The organism is Bradyrhizobium sp. 23, assembly GCF_023073295.1.
GTDB lineage: Bacteria > Pseudomonadota > Alphaproteobacteria > Rhizobiales > Xanthobacteraceae > Bradyrhizobium > Bradyrhizobium canariense_D.
Genome location: NZ_JADPJF010000029.1, coordinates 1 through 1070 on the forward strand (window position 1 = coordinate 1; position 1070 = coordinate 1070).

Sequence of the window (1070 nt, forward strand, 5' to 3'; positions counted from 1 at the left end):
ATCGGTTACCTCAGCCCTGTTGAGTTCGAGCGCAAGGTGGGATTAGCTTAACCCGGTGTCCATCATACCGGCAGCAGCTCAGACGGCTCAACCTGAGATCGAAGCTGATCTGCCACCAACCGAGGCTGAGCGCGTCCCCGGACAGGAACGAGCGGAAGAACTTTCCCTCTCCCAACCCGCTATCCCAGGGTCAAGCTCCGACGGGCAGGCGGATCAGCCAGAGAGCGGCCTCGCCTTCCCTAAAGAGCCACCGCGCAAGCGGAGCAAGGCCCACCTTGCTTTTATCCGGGCACAGCCCTGCCTGGTCTGCAAACAGGCTCCGTCCGATGCCCACCACCTCAAGTTCGCCCAGCCGCGAACTCTTGGGCGCAAGGTCAGCGACGAATTCACTGTCCCATTATGCCGCTCTCACCATCAGGCCCTCCATCGACATGGCAACGAAAAGGGTAAGCGCTGTTCAGCGGCCACCTACCGGATGACGGTGTGATCTGCGAGTCTGCGGTTCGGTTTCGACCGTTAGGCTTAGAATGGACACAGTGCATACTGCTATCACGGAGCCGGTGCGGCGGCTCGAGGTCTTCACCGGAGCCGGTCGTCGGCGGAAGTGGAGCGACGAGGACAAGGTGCGGATCGTCGCGGAGATCGTGGCGAGTGGCGACTCGGTGTGTTCCGTGGCTCGACGGCATGGATTGTCGCCGCAGCAGCTGTTTGGCTGGCGACGTCAGTTGCGAGAAGCAGCAGGCGGTCATTCCGAAGCTGACGAAGTACAGTTTGTGCCGGCGGTGGTGGACGCGGTGGTACCGGCGCAAAGTGCTCACCGGGAGCGCAAAACGGTGCGCAAGGCAGATAGCGGGATCATCGAGATTGAAGTCGACGGCATCACGATCCGAGCCGGTCGTGGAGCGGATACGGCGATGATTACGTCGATTGTCCAGGCGCTGAAGGCGAGCCGGTGATCGGTCCGTCAGGTGCGGTCCGGGTGATGCTGGCGACCAAGCCGGTAGACTTCCGCAAGGGCATGGAGGGTCTTGCGACCCTGGTGCGCGAGAGCATGGGTGCAGATCCATTCT

The 1070-nt window shown here is 61.9% G+C and carries 1 protein-coding gene and 1 pseudogene; both read left to right on the top strand.

Annotation, left to right across the window (positions count from 1 at the left end):
* Positions 1 to 217 precede the first annotated feature (217 nt).
* Positions 218 to 445 (top strand): annotated as a pseudogene (locus tag IVB32_RS04115) (single-stranded DNA-binding protein); the annotation flags it as partial.
* A gap of 82 nt (positions 446 to 527) precedes the next feature.
* Positions 528 to 956: a transposase gene (locus tag IVB32_RS04120; RefSeq protein WP_247409886.1), complete on the top strand. Its 429-nt coding sequence runs from the start codon at positions 528 to 530 to the stop codon at positions 954 to 956.
* Positions 957 to 1070: the final 114 nt, after the last annotated feature.